Annotated in this window: 14 protein-coding genes, 2 tRNA genes and 3 rRNA genes; 10 read left to right on the forward strand and 9 right to left on the reverse strand. The window is 61.1% G+C overall.

Features of this window, described 5'->3' with window-relative positions:
* From JYK05_RS07760 to JYK05_RS07790, 7 genes are all read right to left on the reverse strand, one after another.
* Entirely contained in the window at nt 1-1,665 is a 1,665-nt protein-coding gene (locus tag JYK05_RS07760) for a DNA polymerase Y family protein (protein ID WP_206466560.1), read from the reverse strand.
* Complete coding sequence (gene imuA / locus JYK05_RS07765; RefSeq protein ID WP_175940535.1) at nt 1,550-2,413, reverse strand: translesion DNA synthesis-associated protein ImuA; 864 nt, start codon at nt 2,411-2,413, stop codon at nt 1,550-1,552. Before imuA ends, JYK05_RS07760 begins: the two co-directional genes overlap by 116 nt.
* Before the next feature lie 213 nt (nt 2,414-2,626).
* Nucleotides 2,627-2,740 (reverse strand): 5S ribosomal RNA (gene rrf, locus JYK05_RS07770).
* Between the two features lie 141 nt (nt 2,741-2,881).
* A 23S ribosomal RNA gene (locus tag JYK05_RS07775) occupies nt 2,882-5,759 on the reverse strand.
* Between the two features lie 288 nt (nt 5,760-6,047).
* Nucleotides 6,048-6,123, reverse strand: a tRNA-Ala gene (locus tag JYK05_RS07780).
* A gap of 69 nt (nt 6,124-6,192) precedes the next feature.
* Nucleotides 6,193-6,269 (reverse strand) — tRNA-Ile (locus JYK05_RS07785).
* Nucleotides 6,270-6,332: 63 nt separating this feature from the next.
* Nucleotides 6,333-7,864 (reverse strand): 16S ribosomal RNA (locus tag JYK05_RS07790).
* The 16S, 23S and 5S rRNA genes sit together here with 2 tRNA genes alongside, the layout of an rRNA operon.
* Before the next feature lie 615 nt (nt 7,865-8,479).
* On the opposite strand from JYK05_RS07790, the gene JYK05_RS07795 reads away from it, so the two are divergent.
* The 4 genes from JYK05_RS07795 (at nt 8,480) to JYK05_RS07810 (ending at nt 12,177) form a co-directional block, all read left to right on the forward strand.
* Nucleotides 8,480-9,691: a DUF2863 family protein gene (locus JYK05_RS07795; protein ID WP_175944055.1), complete on the forward strand. Its 1,212-nt coding sequence runs from the start codon at nt 8,480-8,482 to the stop codon at nt 9,689-9,691.
* A gap of 185 nt (nt 9,692-9,876) precedes the next feature.
* Nucleotides 9,877-10,686, forward strand: a complete 810-nt coding sequence (locus JYK05_RS07800) for a response regulator transcription factor (protein WP_206466561.1) — start codon at nt 9,877-9,879, stop codon at nt 10,684-10,686.
* Between the two features lie 67 nt (nt 10,687-10,753).
* The gene (locus tag JYK05_RS07805) at nt 10,754-11,428 is read left to right on the forward strand and encodes a hypothetical protein (RefSeq protein ID WP_206466562.1); all 675 of its coding nucleotides are present in this window, start codon (nt 10,754-10,756) and stop codon (nt 11,426-11,428) included.
* Between the two features lie 146 nt (nt 11,429-11,574).
* On the forward strand, nt 11,575-12,177 hold the full coding sequence (locus JYK05_RS07810; protein ID WP_175944062.1) for a BspC domain-containing protein: 603 nt from the start codon (nt 11,575-11,577) through the stop codon (nt 12,175-12,177).
* An 87-nt stretch (nt 12,178-12,264) separates the two neighbouring features.
* Here JYK05_RS07810 and JYK05_RS07815 read toward each other — a convergent pair whose 3' ends face one another.
* Nucleotides 12,265-13,425, reverse strand: a complete 1,161-nt coding sequence (locus tag JYK05_RS07815) for a M14-type cytosolic carboxypeptidase (RefSeq protein ID WP_206466563.1) — start codon at nt 13,423-13,425, stop codon at nt 12,265-12,267.
* A 24-nt stretch (nt 13,426-13,449) separates the two neighbouring features.
* Nucleotides 13,450-14,229, reverse strand: a complete 780-nt coding sequence (gene yaaA, locus JYK05_RS07820) for a peroxide stress protein YaaA (RefSeq protein ID WP_175944065.1) — start codon at nt 14,227-14,229, stop codon at nt 13,450-13,452.
* 55 nt (nt 14,230-14,284) lie between these two features.
* Here yaaA and JYK05_RS07825 point away from each other — a divergent pair, with 55 nt between their 5' ends.
* From JYK05_RS07825 to JYK05_RS07850, 6 genes are all read left to right on the forward strand, one after another.
* The gene (locus tag JYK05_RS07825; RefSeq protein ID WP_206466564.1) at nt 14,285-14,779 is read left to right on the forward strand and encodes a putative toxin-antitoxin system toxin component, PIN family; all 495 of its coding nucleotides are present in this window, start codon (nt 14,285-14,287) and stop codon (nt 14,777-14,779) included.
* A 42-nt stretch (nt 14,780-14,821) separates the two neighbouring features.
* Nucleotides 14,822-16,003: a pyridoxal phosphate-dependent aminotransferase gene (locus tag JYK05_RS07830; protein WP_206466565.1), complete on the forward strand. Its 1,182-nt coding sequence runs from the start codon at nt 14,822-14,824 to the stop codon at nt 16,001-16,003.
* Between the two features lie 62 nt (nt 16,004-16,065).
* Nucleotides 16,066-17,607: a 3-hydroxyacyl-CoA dehydrogenase gene (locus JYK05_RS07835; RefSeq protein WP_206466566.1), complete on the forward strand. Its 1,542-nt coding sequence runs from the start codon at nt 16,066-16,068 to the stop codon at nt 17,605-17,607.
* Nucleotides 17,604-18,392: an oxepin-CoA hydrolase, alternative type gene (locus JYK05_RS07840; RefSeq protein ID WP_206466567.1), complete on the forward strand. Its 789-nt coding sequence runs from the start codon at nt 17,604-17,606 to the stop codon at nt 18,390-18,392. Before JYK05_RS07835 ends, JYK05_RS07840 begins: the two co-directional genes overlap by 4 nt.
* A 4-nt stretch (nt 18,393-18,396) precedes the next feature.
* Entirely contained in the window at nt 18,397-19,116 is a 720-nt protein-coding gene (locus tag JYK05_RS07845; RefSeq protein WP_206466568.1) for a histidine phosphatase family protein, read from the forward strand.
* A 34-nt stretch (nt 19,117-19,150) separates the two neighbouring features.
* On the forward strand, nt 19,151-20,248 hold the full coding sequence (locus JYK05_RS07850; RefSeq protein ID WP_206466569.1) for a phosphotransferase: 1,098 nt from the start codon (nt 19,151-19,153) through the stop codon (nt 20,246-20,248).
* Nucleotides 20,249-20,250 lie beyond the last annotated feature (2 nt).

Genomic DNA, 20,250 nt, shown 5'->3' on the forward strand with positions numbered 1-20,250 from the left:
TCATCCAAAGAATCCGTGCAGGAACCACGCGCCGCTCAGACGCTCGCGATACAGCCAGAACATGCGGCCGCGATCGTCGGAGGCGACGTAGTAATCGCGCTGGACGCCGTTGCCGTCCCACCAGCCCGCTTCGATGCGCTCGGTTCGGCTGATGAGCTTCAGCGGACGGCGATAGAACGGCCGCTCGTTGCGCAGTTGCAGCTTTTGCGGCGTTTCGAGGATCCACGAGGGGCGCGGCTGCGAAGGCACGGCGCGATCGGGAAGTTGCAGCGGCTCGTCGGTGTCGGTCTCTGGCTCGTCTTCCTGCGCTTCTTCGGTCGCTTCCTCGGGCGCAGTTTCGACATGCGCGTGCTTCGGCTTTTTTGTGCGCTTGGGCTTGCTATCGCGCACTGCCTGATAAGGCTCGACCGTCATCGCTGCCTCAGGCCGATGATCCTCCCGCGCAACCAGTTGCACGACATTCTCCGCGCCCAGGCGCGCGCTCAGACGTTCGAGCAGTTGCGCCATCGATTCGTTGTCGGAAGTCGGCATCGGAAACAGCGTGTCGGACGGCGGCGCGTGCTCGCTGACTTTGTCGGCGAACAGCTTCATTTCGATGACTGGAGCGACGAGCGTCGTCTGATTCAGCTTTTCGCGCAGCAGCCAGAGGACGTGATCGGCGTCGCGCGTCGGCACGGCCCACGCGACCTTGAGCGTCGATGTTTTCGGCGCGTGGCGCGCGGCCAGTTCGTGCTCCAGCAGCAGCGAAAATTCGCTCACCGCGGCGTGATGCGCGCTCAGCCAGCCGGCCAGTTGCAGCACGAGCCGGCGCGCTGCGAACAGCAGCGCCTCGGCGCTTTCCACGCGTGCCTGCAATTCCAACCGAGCCTCGAACGATGCCGGCGCACAGAACGCCTCGCGCGGATCGGGCGCCTGCCCGTAAGCCTGCGCGAGCCATTGCAGAATGCCCTGCCCGAACCGCCGCGCGACGCCCTTGCGCGGCAGGCGGCGCAAATCGGCGAGCGTCGAACAGCCGATCTGTTCGAACACGTTCCCATGCGATTCCGCCGACGGAACCAGCGACACCGGCAACGCGTCAAGCACGCGCACGAGCGTCGTCTCCTTGACGATGCGCACGCGACGCGTCACGCGGCGAGTGCGCGCATGCGCGAGCAGCCAGGCGCCCCACGCGGTCGGCGCACAGCCCATTCGCGACGTCAAGCCGCATCCTTTCACCGTCGACGACACCTTGGCGATCAGCGCCCGCAAGCCGCCGAAAAGCCGCGTGCTCGCACCGACTTCCAGCAGCACCGTATTCGCATGCGCGAGCACGACTTTCGGCGTGAACGCGAGCAACGCCAGCGCCACCGCTTCGAGCGCGCGCTGCTCCGCGTTGACATCGACCGCGAGCAGCGTCAGCCGCGGCGCCAGCGCAAACGCGTGAGAGCGCGTGCTGCCGGGCCTCACTCCCAGACGAAACGCGATGAGGTCGGGCAGCAGGATGCGCGCGTGATCGGCGAGCGCGAAACAGGGCTGATCGATGTCCTGCGCGACTGACGTGTCGGCGCGGTCATTCGGCATCGGCCTCGCTCCAGGCGAAATCGAACCGGCCGATGCGCATGGCATCGATGGCGGCTTGACTGCTTCGAGCGATAAAAGCGGCAATGTCACCGCTATCCACAACATGTTTGACCTCTCGTGCTTTCCTTTGCTGGCTGGCGCGGCGCAGATGCTCGGGCAACGCGGGCAACTGCAGCGGCAAGCGCAAATGCAACGGCTTTTCCAGCAACGGACCGCGTCGCTTGATGATGCTGATCTCCAGCATGACGACCTGCATCCATTCGCGACGATTCATCGTTGGCGCGGCGGCGGGCAGCATCGGCTTGCAGACCATTCGCAGCGGCGCCGCCGATGATTGCTTCGCGGCATTCAATGGACGAAACAGGAACGCCAGCGATTGCGACTCCTGCGCTGCGACCTGCAATCGCCGCAAGGCTTCGGGACGCGCTTTGGGCAGCCAGATCAACACAGCGCCGATGCCCTCCTGCTTGAGCGACTGTTCCGCGGCCCATAACACCTGATCGTCGGGCGCTTTGACCCAGACGAGCTTATTCGGCGCGATGTTCATTGCCCGAAACGCGGCGTGATTGGGCATCCAGGGTGGCGCGATGAAGACGACGGAGCGGCTTTGAACCGTCGTCAAGTCCCGTAACGTGCGCGCAAGCAGCCGGATCTCACCGACGCCGCTTTCTTCGATCAGCACTTCGGTCACGGTGCCCGGCTGCCAGCCTGCGCCTGGCAACGCCAGGTCCAGCATTCGATAGCCGCTCGGAACGACGCCTGAATGCGAGGTGGTGAACTGCTCGCCTTGCCATAGCTGCTGCTGCAAGCGCGACGTCAGTCCGATGTCCAGTAATGAAAGTGCGGCACCCATGGATTCCCGTCTGCCGTATGCAGAGTCCGCTATGCGTGAACGCGATGCGGCCTCCGGTTAATACTGTACATTTATACAGTATTTCGGGGTGCACTGGGGTATGGGTGGGAAGATCCGAGGAGGTGAGACGGGGCGCGGCTAAGAGTGGCTTTGCCGCCCCAAACGCAAAAACCCCACCTTTGCGGGGTGGGGTTTTTGTTTTGAGCAAGGGGAGCCTGACGATTACCTACTTTCACACGGGCAATCCGCACTATCATCGGCGTGGAGTCGTTTCACGGTCCTGTTCGGGATGGGAAGGGGTGGGACCGACTCGCTATGGTCATCAGGCTTTAAGGGGATGTTGTCTCGCCTGTGGGGCGCTACAACCAATCGGGGAAGAAGTAGTGGTTTGGGGTAGTGACTGTGGGCACAGTCGCTACTCAACCGGTGGCGCACCCGCTTCGGGGTGGCTTAAGACACACTGGTTATAGGATCAAGCCTTACGGGCAATTAGTATCAGTTAGCTCAATGCATTACTGCACTTACACACCTGACCTATCAACGTCCTGGTCTGGAACGACCCTTCAAGGGGCTCGAAGCCCCGGGGATATCTCATCTTAAGGCGAGTTTCCCGCTTAGATGCTTTCAGCGGTTATCTCTTCCGAACATAGCTACCCGGCGATGCCACTGGCGTGACAACCGGTACACCAGAGGTTCGTCCACTCCGGTCCTCTCGTACTAGGAGCAGCCCCCTTCAAATATCCAACGCCCACGGCAGATAGGGACCAAACTGTCTCACGACGTTTTAAACCCAGCTCACGTACCTCTTTAAATGGCGAACAGCCATACCCTTGGGACCGGCTACAGCCCCAGGATGAGATGAGCCGACATCGAGGTGCCAAACACCGCCGTCGATATGAACTCTTGGGCGGTATCAGCCTGTTATCCCCAGAGTACCTTTTATCCGTTGAGCGATGGCCCTTCCATACAGAACCACCGGATCACTATGACCTGCTTTCGCACCTGCTCGACTTGTCGGTCTCGCAGTTAAGCACGCTTATGCCATTGCACTATCAGCACGATTTCCGACCGTACCTAGCGTACCTTCGTACTCCTCCGTTACGCTTTGGGAGGAGACCGCCCCAGTCAAACTGCCTACCATGCACTGTCCCCGATCCGGATCACGGACCAAGGTTAGAACCTCAAACAAACCAGGGTGGTATTTCAAGGACGGCTCCACCGAAACTGGCGTTCCGGTTTCATAGCCTCCCACCTATCCTACACAGATCGGTTCAAAGTCCAATGCAAAGCTACAGTAAAGGTTCATGGGGTCTTTCCGTCTAGCCGCGGGGAGATTGCATCATCACAAACACTTCAACTTCGCTGAGTCTCGGGAGGAGACAGTGTGGCCATCGTTACGCCATTCGTGCAGGTCGGAACTTACCCGACAAGGAATTTCTACCTTAGGACCGTTATAGTTACGGCCGCCGTTTACCGGGACTTCAATCAAGAGCTTGCACCCCATCATTTAATCTTCCGGCACCGGGCAGGCGTCACACCCTATACGTCCACTTTCGTGTTTGCAGAGTGCTGTGTTTTTATTAAACAGTCGCAGCCACCAGTTTATTGCAACCCTTTCACCCTCCTGGCGCAGGCCAGTCAAGCTACCAGGGCGTACCTTATCCCGAAGTTACGGTACCAATTTGCCGAGTTCCTTCTCCCGAGTTCTCTCAAGCGCCTTAGAATACTCATCTCGCCCACCTGTGTCGGTTTGCGGTACGGTCATCGTTAGACTGAAGCTTAGAGGCTTTTCTTGGAACCACTTCCAATTGCTTCGTGACCGAAGTCACTCGCGCCACACCCTTGAATTACGTGCCCGGATTTGCCTAAGCACCTTCTCCAATGCAGCGACCGGGACGTCCAACACCCGGACAACCTTCCGCGATCCGTCCCCCCATCGCATCTAACAATGGTGCAGGAATATTGACCTGCTTCCCATCAGCTACGCATTTCTGCCTCGCCTTAGGGGCCGACTCACCCTACGCCGATGAACGTTGCGTAGGAAACCTTGGGCTTACGGCGAGGGGCTTTCACCCCCTTTATCGCTACTCATGTCAGCATTCGCACTTCCGATACCTCCAGCACGCTTTTCAACGCACCTTCGCAGGCTTACGGAACGCTCTCCTACCATGCGAGTAAAACTCGCATCCGCAGCTTCGGTGACTGGCTTGAGCCCCGTTACATCTTCCGCGCAGGACGACTCGATCAGTGAGCTATTACGCTTTCTTTAAAGGGTGGCTGCTTCTAAGCCAACCTCCTGACTGTTTTAGCCTTCCCACTTCGTTTCCCACTTAGCCAATCTTTGGGACCTTAGCTGGCGGTCTGGGTTGTTTCCCTCTTGACACCGGACGTTAGCACCCGATGTCTGTCTCCCGTGATTGCACTCTTCGGTATTCGGAGTTTGCTATGGCGTAGTAATCCGCAATGGACCCCACAACCATGACAGTGCTCTACCCCCGAAGGTGATACACGAGGCACTACCTAAATAGTTTTCGGAGAGAACCAGCTATTTCCAAGTTTGTTTAGCCTTTCACCCCTATCCACAGCTCATCCCCTAACTTTTCAACGTTAGTGGGTTCGGTCCTCCAGTACGTGTTACCGCACCTTCAACCTGGCCATGGATAGATCACTTGGTTTCGGGTCTACGCCCAGCAACTGATCGCCCTATTCGGACTCGCTTTCGCTACGCCTGCCTTAATCAGTTAAGCTCGCTACTGAACGTAAGTCGCTGACCCATTATACAAAAGGTACGCCGTCACCCCTTACGAGGCTCCGACTGTTTGTATGCATGCGGTTTCAGGATCTATTTCACTCCCCTCCCGGGGTTCTTTTCGCCTTTCCCTCACGGTACTGGTTCACTATCGGTCGATCACGAGTATTTAGCCTTGGAGGATGGTCCCCCCATCTTCAGACAGGATTTCACGTGTCCCGCCCTACTTGTCGTACCCCTAGTTCTTTCATACTGTTTTCGCTTACAGGGCTATCACCTGCTATGGCCGCACTTTCCAGAGCGTTCAGCTAACAATACAAATAAAGAGTACAGGCTCTTCCCATTTCGCTCGCCACTACTTTGGGAATCTCGGTTGATTTCTTTTCCTGCGGTTACTTAGATGTTTCAGTTCACCGCGTTCGCTTCACATAGCCTATGTATTCAGCTATGGATACTCCATACGGAGTGGGTTTCCCCATTCGGACATCTTCGGATCAATGCTCGTTTGCCAGCTCCCCGAAGCTTTTCGCAGGCTACCGCGTCCTTCATCGCCTGTGATCGCCAAGGCATCCACCACATGCACTTGTTCGCTTGACCCTATAACGAGTGTGTCTCGCGACACCTCTGTCATAGGCTGAGTATTCGCGTTGTGCCGTATTCCAAGTCATCAATGAAGATCACTTTTCATACTCGATACAATCACTACCCTGACTACCCTACTCACACCCATCTCTAAGTGCTTTCAGATAATCTCTTTACTACTTCTTCCTGATTGTTAAAGAACGTTTAGCCGATAGGTGTCTTGCAATACCTACAGCATCAACTGGCTAGCAATCGCCAATGCTTAACATTCACTGCTCGTGAACGCTAGGCATTGAAGATTGATGGTGGAGGATGACGGGATCGAACCGACGACCCCCTGCTTGCAAAGCAGGTGCTCTCCCAGCTGAGCTAATCCCCCGCGTCTATTGACCCGCCCTCTTCGAGGGTGGGGCCTTCGTAAGCGCTCACGCGCTAACGACCGCCGACATGGTGGGTCTGGTTGGATTCGAACCAACGACCCCCGCCTTATCAAGACGGTGCTCTAACCGACTGAGCTACAGACCCTTAGCCTGTTTCTAAACCACAGCCGATAAGCGTGAGCGCTTAACTTGGTGTGCGAAGCTCGAGAAAGGAGGTGATCCAGCCGCACCTTCCGATACGGCTACCTTGTTACGACTTCACCCCAGTCATGAATCCTACCGTGGTGACCGTCCTCCTTGCGGTTAGACTAGCCACTTCTGGTAAAACCCACTCCCATGGTGTGACGGGCGGTGTGTACAAGACCCGGGAACGTATTCACCGCGGCATGCTGATCCGCGATTACTAGCGATTCCAGCTTCACGCAGTCGAGTTGCAGACTGCGATCCGGACTACGATCGGTTTTCTGGGATTGGCTCCACCTCGCGGCTTGGCAACCCTCTGTTCCGACCATTGTATGACGTGTGAAGCCCTACCCATAAGGGCCATGAGGACTTGACGTCATCCCCACCTTCCTCCGGTTTGTCACCGGCAGTCTCCTTAGAGTGCTCTTGCGTAGCAACTAAGGACAAGGGTTGCGCTCGTTGCGGGACTTAACCCAACATCTCACGACACGAGCTGACGACAGCCATGCAGCACCTGTGCGCCGGTTCTCTTTCGAGCACGTCCACCTCTCAGCAGACTTCCGACCATGTCAAGGGTAGGTAAGGTTTTTCGCGTTGCATCGAATTAATCCACATCATCCACCGCTTGTGCGGGTCCCCGTCAATTCCTTTGAGTTTTAATCTTGCGACCGTACTCCCCAGGCGGTCAACTTCACGCGTTAGCTACGTTACTAAGGAAATGAATCCCCAACAACTAGTTGACATCGTTTAGGGCGTGGACTACCAGGGTATCTAATCCTGTTTGCTCCCCACGCTTTCGTGCATGAGCGTCAGTGTTGGCCCAGGAGGCTGCCTTCGCCATCGGTATTCCTCCACATCTCTACGCATTTCACTGCTACACGTGGAATTCTACCTCCCTCTGCCACACTCAAAGCCTGCCAGTCACCAATGCAGTTCCCAGGTTAAGCCCGGGGATTTCACATCGGTCTTAACAGACCGCCTGCGCACGCTTTACGCCCAGTAATTCCGATTAACGCTCGCACCCTACGTATTACCGCGGCTGCTGGCACGTAGTTAGCCGGTGCTTATTCTTCCGGTACCGTCATCCTCCACCGATATTAGCGGCGAAGTTTTCTTTCCGGACAAAAGTGCTTTACAACCCGAAGGCCTTCTTCACACACGCGGCATTGCTGGATCAGGGTTGCCCCCATTGTCCAAAATTCCCCACTGCTGCCTCCCGTAGGAGTCTGGGCCGTGTCTCAGTCCCAGTGTGGCTGGTCGTCCTCTCAGACCAGCTACAGATCGTCGCCTTGGTAGGCCTTTACCCCACCAACTAGCTAATCTGCCATCGGCCGCCCCTACAGCGCGAGGTCCGAAGATCCCCCGCTTTCCTCCGTAGATCGTATGCGGTATTAATCCGGCTTTCGCCGGGCTATCCCCCACTACAGGACACGTTCCGATGTATTACTCACCCGTTCGCCACTCGCCGCCAGGCCGAAGCCCGCGCTGCCGTCCGACTTGCATGTGTAAGGCATGCCGCCAGCGTTCAATCTGAGCCAGGATCAAACTCTTCAGTTCAATGCCTGTTACTGTTTTCGGTTTCTAAGAAACCGGTCGCTCACTCAACGTACTGACGATGATTAATCCGTCCTAAGACAGATAAACCTTCCTCTGATACTTCGTGTGAGACTCTTGATACTTTTGCTTATGCCGCAGCGCCTAAGCACCGCAACCGCACTCGCCATCAAGCGCCCACACTTATCGGCTGTTAGTTTTTAAAGAGCAATCCGCCAAGACTTTTCACCTCGCCGCATCGAGCACTGGGCTCAACCGCTTCGTCTTGCGTCGCTGCATCAGCAGCAGAGAAACGAGATTATGTACGTCGTTTCGGTCAGTGTCAACAAGTTTTTGAAGCATTTCACTCGTCAACCGCGCTCAGAACCATATTGCCTTCCAAGCCCACCACCACGACACCACCGTTCCCGCTTCCTTCGCGTTCGTTTAATCGCGAAGGAACGGAATTGTAGTGAGTGCCAACGCGGATCGCAAGGGCGTCGCGAAACTTTTTTCGATCGCTCGAAAGAACAACGTGGCTCCCGCGCGCCTACCGATCAGCCGGCGCGCGCATCCCGTAAAACAGCCGGCCGAACGACTACAATATAAGGTTCTTCGCCCAAATGAACTTGTATTGATATGCGCACGCGAACCGCCAAACGCCTCCCACCAGACGCGGACAAACTCGTCAGCCTCTCTCTCGCGCTTTTCGCCTCGGGCAGCCGCGTCGAAGATCGCTTCTGGGAAGCCCGCCTCGACACCCTCATCGCCAAACTGGTGCGCAACGGCAACCAAACAACCCTTGATGCTGCTCTGGATCACCTTCAGCAGAATCATCCCGACGCCTACGGCGCGTTGGCCGACATGGCGGAAACGCATAGCGAATCGTTCAAAATCGATATCGACGGCGTGCCGCACGAGTCTCTCCTCATCGCGGCCCCGGTGCTCGCGTGGACGCGCTATGCGATTCCATCAGGCACATTGAAGAGCGATTCAGTCGACGCGCTCCGCACGCAGTTGCAGGCGCACGTGCTGGCTAGCGGCGCACGCCTCGCCGTTGCGCCCTATCTGTACAGCATCGACCAGCTGCCGCGGCATCATGTCGATACGGCGCGCCTCGCGCAACAGCTGACGCACACTGCGCTCGGCGGTGTCAGCGCGCGCATGAACCTGGCTGACTTACCGGAGACCTCGCCGATCCTCGCCGATCCGCGCTTTCTGCTCGCCGTCGCCGTCGTTCCGGCGGGTGAAGCCTTCTTTCGCTGGCAGGAAGACGAGAACGGAGCGCGGATCGAGCGCAGTCAATGTCTCGAGCAATGGGCGGCGCAGGGTGGCGCCAGCTTCGCGAGTATTCTTCCCGGCTGCGAATTCGAATGTTTGTTGCCTGATGCCTACTATTCGGCGTGTCGAGATGCCGACGAGCAAGTACGCCCTCACACCGTCCGCACCGCTGTTCGCTATCTCTTCGATACGCTCGGCACCGGCCCGCAGGAATTGCGCGCGGTCATCGCGGGCTTCGGCGAGCGCCGCATCGACGAATATCGCATCGGCTTCACCCGTCGCGGTAGCAACGACGTGATTTATGGCGTCGTTTGGCCGCTGTACGGGCGCGAGAACGGCGAGGCGGGCCTCGAAGACGAAGCCGAACTGGAAGGCGCTGACGGTCCGGTCGAAGAGATCGTCGAGTTGCTAAGAAAGTCCGGCGTCACGGACGTCCGCCGACATGCAGGGCGCTTCGAGCCGGAGTTCTGCGATGACTGCGGCGTGCCGCTCTACGCCGATCCGCTGGGCGAGATCGTCCACGCCGAGATGCCCGAGGACGCCGAGCCCGCGCAGCCCCACTTCCATTGACACGCGTCGTTGCTCAGCAGATCGGCAAAGCCCCGCCCTCGCGCGGGGCTTTGTGCTTTTCGCCTATGCCATTCGGATAGGGGGCGCAATCGCAAGAAGTTTGTCAATATCACGCCAACGCCGACATTCGCTGGCGTTCAGTTCCGCCGCGAGTGAGCGTCGGATGTATTGACAAGAGGTTGAGCATGAAAATAATCATCATGGGTTCGGACGCGGAGCGCCGTGCGGGCCTCAAAACACTGCTGCGCCGTGTCGCACGTCAAGCGCAGTTCACCGAAGTGAGAGACTGGCGGCAGGCGGGATCTGCGCTGAAGCGCATCGAGGCCCGCATGATCGTCATCGATTGGGCGGAGAGCATGCGCATGAGTGAGCTCGAAGCGCTGCTCGATAACGCGCCCGCCGTCCCGGCCGCAATCATGGTGGACCGCTCCGGCGCCGCGCAGGTCTACATGCTCATGAGCGCGGGCGCAATGGGCGTCATTCCTCGCACGCTCGAACCCATCCTCATTCTGCGGGCCCTCGAAATGGTGCTCATCGGCGGTCACTATGTTCCGCCGGATGTCATCGATCTCGCGCCCATCCGCGATCTGCCGATCCGCCGTCAGCAAGCCCTGGCCGCGATGCCCGATAGCGCGCGCGTTCATCCGACGCTCTCTCCGCGCCAGCAACAGATCATGCGCTGCGTGCATATGGGAAGCACGAACAAGATGATCGCGAAGACGCTCGGCATCAGCGAAGGCACCGTCAAGATTCATCTTGCAAGCATCTTCCAGCAACTCGGGGCTCCGAACCGAGCGGCGGCAGTCGCCATTTACAACGGCGTGCAGAACTCGTATCTAGAGATTTTGCGCAGCGGCGCTGAGCAAGCCGTCCGCGCAACGCCGGGCGAGTCGAATGTCGTCCCGCTACGCAAGCGGCGGACGAAATATCCGCCGCTCGAGAATCAGGAAGGCGCTTCGCTGCCCATGGCCGCGGAGCCCGAGGCGTCGTTCTAGCAACAATCGCGGCATCCGGGTTCGTTGATTGCGCACACGTTTCAAACGTAACGAGTAATATGCAGTCATGGGGTTCTTCTACACACCGCTACCGCTTTGGCTGACCGTCGGCAGTTGGATTGTTGCCGCGGGGCTGCTTGCACTCGTCCTGGTGCAGCGGCCGTTCAATCGCCTGCACGACGCCACGCTCCAGCACGTCTGGCTCGGGGTGATCGTCTCGGTAACGGTGCTATGGGCCTGTAACGCTTGGTTCGATGACGGGCCCGTCATCCACCTGCTGGGCGCCACGCTGATGGTCACGCTCTTCGACTGGCGGCTCGCGCTCATCGGCACGGCCGCGAGCACAGGGCTCGCTGCCGTGGTGCTCGATGCCTCGTGGCTCTCGGTCGCAATCACGTATCTCCTCTTCGGTGCCGTGCCCGTCGCGGTATCGACACTGCTGCAGCGTCTGTCCAACGCATGGCTGCCGCGCAACCTGTTCACCTTCATCGCAGGTCACGGGTTCATCGTGTCGGCCGCGGCAGTGGCGGCTGCTTGTGGCTCGACCGTGTTGCTCGAGGCAGCGCTTGCCGGCGGTGCGGTGAATGTGCCCGCTGCATTCACGCGCGGATCGCTATTGCTGGGTGCCGGTGAGTCCCTGTTCACCGGACTTCTCACCATTTTGATCACGGTGTACAAGCCTGCGTGGATAACCACGTACGACGTGCGCCGCTATCGCCTGGACCGTGGTCCGCGGGTTTGACGTCGATCTAAAACAGCATCCGCGCGCACCGAGACCACGCCCTCTCGCATGCTCCTCGGTCCGATACCCGCACAAAGTGCGATAAGATTGAACTCCTTCCCCACACGAGGCATCTTACTTGCCCGTGTCTTCTTAGCGCCAAATTGATGGAAAGTAACTTTGCACCGCGCCGGCTGATGAGGCTCGTCGGCCGGTTCGCGGTATGCGCCGCTCTTCTGTGCGCGACGTCCGCCTTTGCCGATACGCTCGACGAGCGCAATGAACTGGTTCATCACTTCGTGACCGATTTCAACGCTAATCCGCTGGTTGCGGATTGCGCCGCGCATGGCAACTTCATCGCGAGCACGTCGGCGGCCTTCGATCATGTCGAATTCCCGCCCGCTTCATTCGATTCATCGCATTCCACCATCGAACCGTGGAACGACTCGTTCGACGAAAAGAAGCAGCGCATCAAGGTCGACAATGTGGTGACCGTCGAAGGACAAGGCGTCGCGAAAAGCGGCGAGAAAGATTCGACGCCGCTCAAATTCCGTTGTGGCTATGTCGGCAGTCAGATGCTCGCCTTCGGCTGGAATGACCCGGTTCCGCCGCTGCGTCCGCATGCCGAACCGCGCAGCACGTCCGGCAAGAAAGGCAAGCATGGCGCGAAGACGAAGTCGTCGTCGAAGAAAGCGGCGGCGGCAGGTAAGAGCACGAACAGCGGCACGAGCAGCGGCAAAAGCGCAAAAAAGGCGTCGAAGAAACACTAGCCGGCCTAAGCGGCGAGGCATGAACAAAGGGCGTGGCCATCGCAAGACGGCCACGCCCTTTTCATTGTTTGCGGATAGCGCCCGCCGTCACGCCGCGAACGCCTGCAAATGCCAGAGAATCGCCTGCAGCATCGCGGCGCCCAGCGCCGCACTGCGTTCACCGTTCCAGCCGACGCGCTCGTCCGGCAGATCAGCGTTGTCCTTGAACGGCATTTCCAGCGTGAGCGACAGACACTTGTACTCGTTGCTCATGTACTTGGACGCGAGCTTGAGCGCATCTTCACGATATTTGCCGCTCTCGTAGCCGTGCACATCCTGGAAGTCAGGACTTGCCTGCTTGAAGAACTGCACGAACGCCTTCTGCTCTTGCGCCTGCTGCTCGGTGAAGTCCGGCAGCATCTCGGACCCGGCGACGAACACGTGCGGAATGGCTTCGTCGCCGTGGATATCGAAGAACATGTCGCAACCGGTCGCACGAATCGCGTCGCGCACGACCAGCACTTCGGGGCTGCGCTCGGCGCTCGGCTCCATCCATTCGCGATTCAGGTTCGCGCCCGCTGCATTCGTGCGCAGATTGCCGAGCACGCTGCCGTCCGGATTCATGTTCGGCACGATATGAAACACCGCGCGATCGAAGAGCGCCCGCGCGACGGGATCGCCCGACCAATCGCCCCAGCCTGCAAGACGTTTCACGAACCCTTCGACGAACCATTCCGCCATCGTCTCGCCGGGGTGCTGGCGCGCGATGATCCACACGTTCTTTCTGGGACGCGCGGCCGCCTCGTCGTGCAGACCAAGCGTAAGCAGCGACACAGCCCGGTTCGCGACCGTCCGGCCGAGTTCCGTCAACGTTGCATGCGGCATCTGCTGAACGGCGCCGAGAAACTCGGAATGTCGCTCCTCGCTATACGGCTCGAAGTACGCGTAGTACACGCGATCGAAGTCCGGCGTGTGATCGATCGTCAGCACGCGGCCGTCATACTGCGTCGGCACGCGGAACCAGTTCACGCGATCGTAGCTCGCGACCGCCCGATAGTCGCGCCATCCATCGGGGAAGGCGCACTGCGCCGCGTTCTCGAACGTCATCACGAGGCGCTCGCCGCGCGCGCCCGAGACGCGAAAGTAGAACCACTGCGCGAAGTCGGCCTTCGTGTCCGGACGCACGCGCAGGCGAATGTTCGCGGGATAGCTCGCGTCGACGACGTCGATCGCGCCTGCGTCGAAATTGCTGGTAATCGAAATGCTCATGATGATGTCCTCGATGCGCCTGTCTCACTCCGCGACGCGGCGGCGAAACACATAAGTCGTATCGTTCGATGCATTGGCGTCGAACCGGTAGCCTTCGCTGTCGAAGCCCTTCAGCGCCTCGGGCTCGTCGATTCTGTTTTGCACCGCGTAGCGCGCCATCAGGCCTCGCGCGCGCTTCGCGTGAAAGCTGATGATCTTGTAGCGGCCGCCCTTCCAGTCCTCGAAGACTGGCGAGACGACGGGCACGTCGAGCTGTTTGGGCTTCACCGACTTGAAATATTCTTCCGACGCGCAATTGACCAGCACGCGCGCGCCGCGCTGCCGCCTGAACTGCTCGTTAAGCGCCGCCGTGATGCGCTCGCCCCAGAACGCATACAGATCCTTGCCGCGCGCATTCGGAAACTTAGTGCCCATTTCCAGCCGATACGGCTGCAACAGGTCGAGCGGCCGCAGCAGCCCATACAAGCCTGACAACACGCGCACATGATTCTGCGCGTAGTCGAGATCGGCGGAAGTCAGCGTCTTCGCCGCGAAGCCTTCATACACATCGCCGTTGAAGGCGAGCACGGCCTGCTTCGAATTGCGCGCGTCGAAGGTCTTCGACCATTCGGCATAACGCTGGAAGTTCAGCGCCGCGAGTTGATCCGAGATGCCCATCATGCCGCCGATCTGCTGCGGCGAAAGCTGCCGCAAGCCTTCGATCAACTCGGCGGCGTCATCGACGAATTCGGGCAGCGTGTGCTTCTTGATGTGAGCGGGCGTCTCGTAGTCGAGGGATTTTGCGGGCGAGAGAACGATTATCATGGAGGCTCGCCGGCACCCCGCCGGCGACATAGGCATAAACCCCCGATTGTATCGAATGGAAAATTCCGCCGCGCCGCCTCACAATCTGCGGGTCGTGCTCGATTCGAACGTGTGGATCGACATTCTCGTGTTCGACGATCCGGTCACGCGGCCGATCCGCGCCGCGCTCGAAGCCCGCGCGCTCGATGCGCTGATCGACGCCCGGTGCCTTGCCGAACTGACATACGTGCTCGACTATCCGCAGTTCGTGCGCATGGGCATCGACAAGTCGGCGGCGCTCGGGGAGCTCGCGAATCTGTCGCAGCTGGTTGCCCCCGAAGCATCGCCAAACGCGCCTCCTTTGCCGAAGTGCCGCGACCGCGACGACCAGAAGTTCCTCGAACTCGCGCAGTCATCGCAGGCGGACTGGCTCGTCTCGAAAGATCGCGCGGTGCTGAAGCTCGCGCGCCGCGTCGCGCGCGACTTCGCGTTTCGCATCGCCGAGCCCAAGCCGTTCGTCGCCGCGCTCGAAGCGCACGCCAGCATGGCCGCCCTTGCCGCGCTTGCCTGATCATCGCATGTGAATACCGCTCAGCCCACGTCCTACTACGCTATGAACGCTACGCACGAACTGAATCCGGCTGCACCCGATCTGTCCTTCCCGTCGCGTCTGCCGAATGTCGGCACGACCATTTTCACCGTAATGAGCGCGCTCGCCGCGCAAAAAGGCGCGGTGAATCTCGGTCAAGGCTTCCCCGATTTCGACTGCGACGCGCGCATCGTCGATGCCGTCGCGTCCGCCATGCGCGACGGCCACAACCAGTATCCGCCGATGTCGGGCGCCGCGCCGTTGCGCCAGGCGATCGCGCGCAAGATCGAGGCGCTCTACGGCCGCGCCTACGACGCCGACCGCGAGATCACCGTCACGGCCGGCGCGACGCAGGCGCTGCTCACGGCCGTGCTGTGCTGCGTGCATCCGGGCGATGAAGTCGTCGTGATCGAGCCGATGTACGACAGCTACGTGCCGGCCATCGAACTGGCGGGCGGCAAGCCGGTGTTCGTGTCGCTCGAAGCGCCCGACTACGCGCTGCCTTTCGACAAGATCGCCGCCGCGATCACGCCGAAGACGCGGCTTCTGATGATCAACACGCCGCACAATCCGACGGGCCGCGTGTGGCGCGATACAGACATGCGCAAGCTCGAAGACATCGTGCGCGGGACGAATCTGCTGATCGTCTCCGACGAAGTCTACGAACACATGGTCTACGACGGCGCGCCGCACGAGAGCGTGTCGCGCTATCCGGAGCTCGCGAAGCGCAGTTTCGTCGTGTCCAGCTTCGGCAAGACGTTTCACGTGACCGGCTGGAAGATCGGCTATGTGGCCGCGCCCGTCGCGCTGACGGCCGAGTTCCGCAAGGTGCATCAGTTCAATGTGTTCACGGTGAACACGCCGATGCAGGTCGGCCTCGCGCACTATCTGGAAGATCCGAAGCCGTATCTGGAACTGCCCGCGTTCTATCAGAAGAAGCGCGACTTCTTCCGCGCTGGGCTCGCCGATACGCGCTTCTCGCTTCTGCCGTGCGACGGAACCTACTTCCAGTGTGTCGATTATTCGGCGATCAGCGACATGCCCGAAGCCGAGTTCTCGCAATGGCTGACGAGCGAGATCGGCGTCGCCGCCATTCCCGTTTCGGCGTTCTATCACGAGTCTCACGAGTCGGGCGTCGTGCGCTTCTGCTTCGCGAAGAAGGAGGAGACGCTCGCGCTCGCGCTGGACCGACTGCGCAAGCTCTGAGCGTCGTCTTGCTGCCGGACACGATAGACAACACAGAGAACATCGAGGAGTCGAACCGCATCATGAGTCCGCAGGAATACAAGATCGAGACCTTGGGCATCGTCGGCAGCGGCGCGATGGGACGCGGCATCGCGCAGATCGCGGCGCTCGCCGGGCTGACCGTGCGTCTCTACGATGCGAATCCGCAAGCACTCGCGGCCGCGCGCGCGTATCTGTCCAACACCTTCGACAAGCTCACCGCCAAGGGCAAGCTGAAGGAAGCGGACGCGCACGCCGCGCTTGCCCGCGTCCACGACGCGAAGGATATCGGCGCGCTCTCCGACTGCGGCGCGGTCGTCGAGGCGATCGTCGAGAACCTCGAGATCAAGCGCGGACTCTTTCGCGAACTCGAAGCGGTCGTCGGCGACGCGTGCATTCTGGCGTCGAACACGTCGTCGCTGTCCATCACCGCGATCGCGGCGGGCTGCGCGAAACCGGAACGCGTCGCGGGCTTTCACTTCTTCAACCCGGTGCCGCTGATGCGCGTGGTCGAAGTCATCGACGGCTTGCGCGGCGACCGAAAAGCCGGCGACGCGCTGATGGAACTCGCCCGCCGCATGGGTCACACGCCGGTGCGCGCGAAAGACATGCCGGGCTTCATCGTGAATCACGCCGGGCGCGGCATGAACACCGAAGGCTTGCGCGTGGCGAGCGAAGGCGTCGCGAGTTTCGCGGACATCGACCGCATCATGCGCGAGCAGGCCGGTTTCCGGCTCGGGCCGTTCGAGTTGCTGGATCTGACTGCGCTCGACGTCTCGCATCCGGTGATGGAGTCGATCTATCACCAGTTCTACGAGGAGCCGCGCTTCACGCCGTCGCCCATCACCGGCACGCGCCTCGCGGGCGGGCTCATCGGACGCAAGGCGGGCGAAGGCTTTTATCGCTACGTGGAAGGCAAGCAGCAAGTGCCGGACGAGCCGCCCGCGCCGACGCAACTGCCGGCGCGCGTGTGGATCAGCCGCGCGTCGCCGGCTGCGCGCGAGCAGGTGCTGAAAGTCATCGCGAAGCACGACGCCGCCGTGCACATCGACACGGGCAACACGCCCGCGCCCGATTCGCTCATCGTCGTCACGCCGCTCGGCTTCGACGCGACCACGACCGCCGTCGCCGAACATCTCGACGCCACGCGCGTCGTCGCCGTGGATACGCTCTTTCCGCTCGATACCGTCGCGCGCCGCACCATCATGACGACGCCCGCGACCACGCCCGCCATGCGCGACGCGGCGCACGCGCTCTTTGCCGCCGACGGCGCGCCCGTCACCGTCATCCGCGATTCGACGGGCTTCGTCGCGCAGCGCGTGATCGCGACCATCGTGAACATCGGCTGCGACATCGCGCAGCAAGGCATCGCGACGCCGGAGGACATCGACCTCGCGGTGACGCTCGGGCTGGGCTATCCGCGCGGGCCGCTCGCGCTCGGCGATTCGCTCGGCGCCACGACCATTCTCACGATTCTGCGCAACATCCAGAGCGCGCTCGGCGATCCGCGCTATCGCCCTTCTCCGTGGCTCACGCGCCGCGCGCAGCTCGGACTTTCCCTCACCCATACCGAGGAGCTCCGATGAGCGCCGAACTGCTGACACACCGGCCCGCAGGCAGCGACACCACGCTCGTGCTCAAGCTGTCCAATCCGGGCGCGCGCAACGCGCTGCATCCGGACATGTACGCGGCCGGGATCGAAGCCTTGTCGACGGCCGAGCGCAACAACTCCGTGCGCGCGATCGTGCTGACGGGGGCCGACAACTTTTTCTGCGCGGGTGGCAACCTGAACCGGCTGCTGGAAAACCGCGCGAAAGATCCGTCGGTGCAGGCAGAGAGCATCGATTTGCTCGCCGAATGGATCAGCGCGCTGCGCGCGTCGACGAAGCCGGTCATCGCGGCGGTCGAAGGCGCGGCGGCCGGCGCGGGCTTTTCGCTTGCGCTCGCGTGCGATCTGATCGTCGCCGCCGACGACGCGAAGTTCGTCATGTCCTATGCGCGCGTGGGCCTCACGCCGGACGGCGGCGCTTCGTGGTTCCTGACGCGCGCGTTGCCGCGCACGCTCGCGAGCGAGGTGCTGCTAGAAGCGAAGCCGATCGGCGCGTCGCGTCTGCACGAAGTCGGCGTCGTGAATCGGCTGACGAAGAAAGGCATTGCGCTGGATGCCGCTATCGCGTGGGCCGACGATCTCGGCAGCGTGTCGCCCAAGGCGCTCGCGCGCATCAAGTCGCTGATGAATGCGGCGGACGTGCAGCCGCTCGCCGCGCATCTCGATATGGAGCGCGACGCTTTCGTGGAGGCGCTTCATCGCGGCGACGCGCTCGAAGGCATCACCGCGTTCCTCGAAAAGCGCCAGCCGAACTATCGCTGAAATCATGGCTCACTACGACCTGCCAAAGCGGCGGCGCATCTTCCTGATGCGTCACGGCGACGTGACCTATTTCGACGATACCGGCCGCGCCATCGACCCTGAAAGCGTGCCGCTCAACGCGCGTGGCCGCGAGGAAGCGAGCGCGGCGGGCCGCGAGTTCGCCGCGCAAAACGTTTGCTTCGATCGGGTGATCGCGAGCGGCCTGCCGCGCACCATCGAAACGGCCGAGCGCGTGCTCGCGGAAACGGGCCAGGCGGCGCAAATCGAAATCTGGCCGGAGTGGCAGGAGATCCGCGGCGGACGGCTCGCTAACCTTTCCACGAGCGACATCGAGCGCGCGTTTCTTTCCGTGTTCGATGGCGTCGTGCCCGAAGCGACGCAATTCTTGGGCGGCGAGACCATAGGCCAGTTGCTCGACCGCGCGCTGCCCGCCATGACGCGGCTGCGCGCGGACACGTCGTGGGACACGGTGCTGCTGGTGCTGCACGGCGGCGTCAATCGCGCGCTGCTCTCGCATGCGATCACGGCGGGCGGGCGCGCGTTCTTCGGTCATCTGTCGCAGGCGACGGGCTGCATCAACGCGCTCGATGTCGGCGAGAAACCCGGCGACTGGGTCGTGCACGCCATCAATCATTCGCCGCCCTCGCCGCTGCACGCGGACGTGCGAAACACCACGATGGAACTGCTCTACGCGCAGTTCGTGAAGTTCAAGGCGAGCGAATGAACTAAGCATCGCGCATACAAAAACGGAGGAGACGATGGCAGACAACGAGACAAATCAGCACTCCGACTTTTCAGCATTCGAAGGCACGCGCCCCGTGCACGAAGCCCAACGCTTCGACGCCGATGCGCTCGCGGCATGGCTCGCCGCGCACGTCGATGGCTTCGCCGGACCGCTCGCCGTCGAGCAGTTCGCGGGCGGCCAGTCCAACCCTACGTTCAAGCTCGTCACGCCGTCGCGCGCGTACGTGATGCGCGCGAAGCCCGGCCCCGCCGCGAAGCTGCTGCCGTCGGCGCATGCAATCGAGCGCGAGTATCGCGTGATGGACGCGCTCGCCGCCACCGACGTGCCGGTCGCGCGCATGCTCGCCTTGTGCGAGGACGAAAGCGTGATCGGCCGCGCGTTCTACGTGATGGAGTTCGTCGAAGGCCGCGTGTTGTGGGACCCGTCGCTGCCCGGCATGACGCCCTCCGAACGCGCCGCGATCTACGACGAAACGAATCGCGTCATCGCGGCGCTGCATACGGTCGACGCCGAAGCCGCCGGTCTCACCGGCTACGGCAAGCCGGGCAACTACTTCGAGCGGCAGATCGGCCGCTGGAGCAAGCAGTACGTCGCGTCGCAGACCGAAAAAATCGACGCGATGGATCGCCTGATCGCCTGGCTGCCGCAGCATGTCCCTGCGTCGGCGGCGGCGAAGGTGAGCGTTGTGCATGGCGATTTCAGGCTCGATAACCTCATCTTTCATCCGAACGAACCGCGCGTGCTCGCCGTGCTCGACTGGGAACTCTCGACGCTCGGCGATCCGCTCGCCGATTTCGCGTATCACTGCATGGCGTGGCATGTCGATCCGTCGCAGTTCCGCGGCATCGCCGGGCTGGACTGGACCACGCTCGGCATTCCCGACGAAGCCGCGTACGTCGCGCGTTATTGCGAGCGGACGGGCTTGAACATCGAAGGCGACTGGAACTTCTATCTCGCCTACAACATGTTCCGCATCGCCGCGATCCTGCAAGGCATCATGAAGCGCGTCGTGGATGGCACGGCGGCGAGCGCGCAGGCCATCGACGCGGGCCGCCGCGCCCGGCCGATGGCCGAACTCGCGTGGCAATACGCGCAGAAAGTCGGCGCATGACA

It is taken from the genome of Caballeronia sp. M1242 (assembly GCF_017220215.1).
GTDB lineage: Bacteria > Pseudomonadota > Gammaproteobacteria > Burkholderiales > Burkholderiaceae > Caballeronia.